The 4,045-nt window shown below is 73.0% G+C and carries 4 protein-coding genes, 1 rRNA gene and 1 pseudogene; 3 read left to right on the top strand and 3 right to left on the bottom strand.

The window, feature by feature from the left end; all coding sequences use genetic code 11:
* Positions 1 to 73 (top strand): 5S ribosomal RNA (gene rrf, locus ACZ34W_RS38445); the annotation flags it as partial.
* Positions 74 to 188: 115 nt separating this feature from the next.
* On the opposite strand, the gene ACZ34W_RS38440 is transcribed toward rrf, so the two are convergent.
* The 3 genes from ACZ34W_RS38440 to ACZ34W_RS38430 form a co-directional block, all read right to left on the bottom strand.
* Entirely contained in the window at positions 189 to 1,379 is a 1,191-nt protein-coding gene (locus ACZ34W_RS38440; protein WP_465611118.1) for a TolB family protein, read from the bottom strand.
* A 188-nt stretch (positions 1,380 to 1,567) separates the two neighbouring features.
* The gene (locus ACZ34W_RS38435; RefSeq protein ID WP_329490782.1) at positions 1,568 to 2,326 is read right to left on the bottom strand and encodes a lysophospholipid acyltransferase family protein; all 759 of its coding nucleotides are present in this window, start codon (positions 2,324 to 2,326) and stop codon (positions 1,568 to 1,570) included.
* Between the two features lie 217 nt (positions 2,327 to 2,543).
* Entirely contained in the window at positions 2,544 to 2,969 is a 426-nt protein-coding gene (locus tag ACZ34W_RS38430) for a DUF4395 domain-containing protein (protein ID WP_329490783.1), read from the bottom strand.
* Positions 2,970 to 3,180: 211 nt separating this feature from the next.
* Here ACZ34W_RS38430 and ACZ34W_RS38425 point away from each other — a divergent pair, with 211 nt between their 5' ends.
* Positions 3,181 to 3,594 (top strand): thioredoxin family protein, encoded by a 414-nt coding sequence (locus tag ACZ34W_RS38425; RefSeq protein ID WP_465611115.1) that lies wholly within the window; start codon positions 3,181 to 3,183, stop codon positions 3,592 to 3,594.
* A 355-nt stretch (positions 3,595 to 3,949) separates the two neighbouring features.
* Positions 3,950 to 4,045, top strand: a pseudogene (locus ACZ34W_RS38420) (electron transfer flavoprotein subunit beta); the annotation flags it as partial.

Here is a 4,045-nt window from a genome sequence, read left to right as displayed (position 1 = left end):
CCCGGAAGCTAAGCCTCACAGCGCCGATGGTACTGCAGGGGGGACCCTGTGGGAGAGTAGGACGCCGCCGAACAATCATTCCAAAGAACCCCCCGATCCTTACGGATCGGGGGGTTCTTTGCGTTTCCGGGAAAGGCACGCCCAAGCGGTCCGGAGCCGACCGAAAGGCCGGCCCCGGCGTCGCGTGGTTACGAGTGGGGCGCGGAGGTGCCCCAGTTCGGGCGGCTCACCCACTGGTCGGCCGTTTCGGTAATCCGGGTGACGCCGGTGCCGTTGGTCTGCATCCGGTACAGGTCGGCGGTTCCGCCGGCGGGGGCCTGGGAGAAGACGATGGACGTGCCGTCGGGGGAGTAGGCGGCGGCCCCGTAGAACACCTCGGACGGACCGGGCGTCAGGGCGTCGATGGCGCTGCCGTCGGGCTGCACGGTGTAGATGCCGCCACCGGGGGTGTAGTCGGGGCCGGCCGGATAGGTGGTGAACAGGATCCGGGTGCCGTCGGGGGACCAGCTGGCGCGCTCACCGGCGCGCAGCTCCCACGGGGTGAGTCGGCGCAGGCCCGTGCCGTCGGCGTTGACGACGTAGAGGGCCCGGCCGCCGGCGGGCTGCCCGGTCGAGCTGGTCCGGTACTCGAAGACCAGTTGCTTGCCGTCGGGCGACCAGCTCGGATTGCGGACCTCGCCGGAGTACGGCGCGTCGTTGGTGAGGAAGGTCAGCCGCTGGGCGTTGGTGCCGTCGGGGCTCATCAGGTACAGGTCGGAGTACTGGATCTGCTGGGTGGACGAGTCGATCGCGCCCCAGGTGCGGCTGAAGGCGAGCTGCTTCCCGTCGGGGGAGAAGGCGGGGGCGCTCTCCTGCTCGTTGACGCAGTCGGCGGCGCCGGTCTCGCAGAGCTGGCCGATCTGGTGGGCGCCCTCGCCGTCGGCGGACACCGTCCAGAGCCGGGCCGCGCCGGTCTCGGTCTCGGTCCGGTCGAAGGCGAGGGTGCTGCCGTCGGGGGACCAGTCGGGGTGGTCGTCGCGGTCCTGGCCGGAGGGCCGGGTGAGCTGCTGCAGGGTGCCGCCGTCGGCCGTCACGGTGAAGACGGCGCTGGTGAGGCGTCCGGGGTCGAGGAAGACCCGGCCGGCGATCAGGCCGTTGTGGGCCGTGACGGGCAGGGCCGGTGCCGCGGCTCCGATCACGCCCGGGGTCGCGTTGGCGATGGCGGGGTCGGGAGTCGGGGTGGCGGACGGGGACTCCGCCCGGATCTCGCTGAGCGGGATCTCGCCGGGCTGGACACCGCACCCGGCGAGCAGGGCGGTGCCCGCCAGCAGAAGGCCCGCACCTGCGCGGGCGCGGGTGCGGGCCGTGGTGGTGAGTGGCAGCAGCCGTGTGCCGGTCATCGGCGTGTCATCTCCGTCTCTGGTGCAGGACGAGGCCCCCGGGGGAGCTGTCACTGTGTCAGATCGGGAGGGCGGGCAGGCCGCCGACACGCGACGGTCCGTGGCCACTCGGTCGCACGGAGTATGAAGAATGGATTGTTGGGTTGACGGCGCGGAGCGCCCGGCCGGCCGCCGCCGGCCCGGGGGCGTCAGTCGCGGTTGGCCCGGCGCTCGGCCTCTGCCTCGTCCTCGGCCTCGGCGACCTCAAGGGTCGGCGCGGTGCCGCCGAGGTGGGCGGGCTGCCACCAGGTGTCCTCAGGGCCGCTCGGCTTGCCCGGGTACTCGCGCTGGGCCCGGTCGAGCATCTCGCTCATCGCGGCGCGCAGCCGGCGGGTGACCATCACGGGCTTGTCGCCGGGCGCCAGCTCGATCGGCTCGCCGATCATGATGGTCACGGGGACGTGGCGCTTGGTGAGGGTCTTCGGCCGGCCCTTGGTCCAGAGTTGCTGGGTGCCCCACAGGATGACCGGCAGCAGCGGGGCGCCGGAGTCGGCGGCCATCCGGGCGGCGCCGGTCTTGAACTTCTTCAGCATGAACGAGCGGCTGATGGTCGCCTCCGGGAACACACCGACCATCTCGCCGGCGCGCAGGGCGCGCACGGCGGCCTCGTAAGCGGGCTGGCCGTCGGTGCGGTCGACCGGGATGTGCTTCATGCCCCGCATCAGCGGGCCGGAGACGGCGTGCTTGAAGACGTCGTCCTTGGCCATGAAGCGGGTCTTGCGCTTGCCGCCGCGGAAGGCTCCGAGGCCGGCGAAGAGGAAGTCCAGGTAGCTGATGTGATTGCTCACCAGTACCGCTCCGCCCTGGGCGGGGATGTTTTCGGCGCCGACGATCCTGATGCGCACGTCGAGCGCGCGGAAGACGGTCAGTGCGGCGCCGATCACCGGCGGGTACACGAGCTCTGCCACGGTCAGTCCTGACTTCCCACGGGCCCTGGTGGCCCGGTCCGGCGGTACCCGTGTCGTACGTGGGGCCGACCGGAGGCGCGGCACGCCGCGGCGGCCACGGGTGATACACGGAAATGATCCCCCGAACGAGTGCCCGCTGTCACCTGAGGCGGGCGGTCGGGCGGGTGACGGGTGTGTGACGTCCGTGATGGGCCGGCCGGGAACCTTTCCGGTCGGGTCAGGACGCGGCGTCCAGCCGGCCCTGGGAGCGGCGGACGAGCAGGTACATCTCGCAGCCGAGGCAGTAGCCGAACACGGCGTTGAGGAAGGCGGCGGCGAGGGCGAACGCGGTGGCCAGCAGGCCGAGCCAGGTCACCCCGGTGAGGAAGCCGAGCGCGCCGACGGCGGCGAAGACCAGGCCGACGCCCTGGGCGAAGCGCGGCGGCCGCTCGTCCTCGGTCGCGGTGGGCGGTGCGAGCCGGGGCAGGAGCAGGGTCCGGTACAGCCAGTTGTACGGCGACCGGTGCAGGCCGCCGATGGCGCCGAGGCCGAAGACGATGCCCTGGAGGGTGAGCAGCAGGCCGCTGCCGCTGAGGAGGACGGCGCCGAGGACGGCCGCGCTGAGCGCGGCGGCGAACCTCGGGCCGCGGGGGTCTATCTGCAACGGGGGCTCCGGATCTGGATCGCAGAAGGGGGGACGGCAGGGCGCGTCAGTGACAGCGCGAGGCCGTGGCCCGGCACAGGTCGACCACCCGGCGGGTGGTCAGCAGCGGTCGTACCGGGCGGTCGGAGTCCACCCGGCGATCGTACGCGGGCCCCGCCCCGGCGGTCGACCACTCTGTCGGACTCCTGGGGGGCCGGGGCAGACTGGGGGGATGACCGGGTTGGTGGTGTGCGTCGTCGTGCTCGTGGTGGCGAGCGCGTTCGGGCTGCTGCGGGCCCAGCGCGACGGGAGGCTGCGGGTGCGGGCGAAGGACGGGGCGGTACGGCTCTCGGCGGCGGACCTGGGGGAGGCGCTCGGCGAGCGGGCCACGCTGGTGCAGTTCTCGACCGCGTTCTGCCAGCCCTGCCGGGCCACCCGGCGGGTGCTCGGGGAGGTGGCGGGTCTGGTCGAGGGGGTGGCGCACATCGAGTTGGACGCCGAGGAGCGGCTGGCGCTGGTCCGCCGGCTGGAGATCCTGCGGACGCCCACGGTCCTGGTGCTGGACGCGGGTGGCCGGGTGGTGCGCCGGGCGGCCGGGCTGCCGCGCAAGGCGGACGTGATCGCGGCGCTGGGCGAGGCGGTCTGATCCGCTCCGGGGGTTGCGGCGGCCCGGGTGGTGAATCCCACTCCCGATGCGCCGCCCCGTCGGGTGGTGTCGGCGGGACGCTGGGGCAGGATGAGGGCTGACGGCAGTGCGAGCCGTTCCGCGGGCCGTCCCGGGCCGGGGGCCCTCAGGCCCTCGCGAGGGGGGCCGAGGGGCGGTCGGACGGGGCTCGGCGGCGTAAGCTACTGGCCAGTAGTGTCATTCGACTACTGGCGAGTATGCTGCCAGGAAGTTCCGGACCGGCACGGGAACACGCTGCCCGGAGCGGGTGCGTGCCGAGTTCGCGCCCGCTTGCACAGCCGCAGCCGCCGGACGAGACCAGTACAGGAGACAGGCCGTGAGCTTGAGGATCGTTGTCTGTGTGAAGTACGTGCCGGACGCGACGGGTGACCGTCGTTTCGCGGACGACCACACCACCGACCGGGAGGGTGTG

Source organism: Kitasatospora sp. NPDC022856 (genome assembly GCF_055561235.1).
Note: the sequence above shows the minus strand (reverse complement) of the source record. Positions and strands in the feature narration are given on the sequence as shown.

Excerpts from the sequence above, each read along its gene's own strand:
- ACZ34W_RS38440 (WP_465611118.1), bottom strand. The coding sequence starts at position 1,379 with ATGACCGGCACACGGCTGCTGCCACTCACCACCACGGCCCGCACCCGC.
- ACZ34W_RS38425 (WP_465611115.1), top strand. The coding sequence starts at position 3,181 with ATGACCGGGTTGGTGGTGTGCGTCGTCGTGCTCGTGGTGGCGAGCGCG.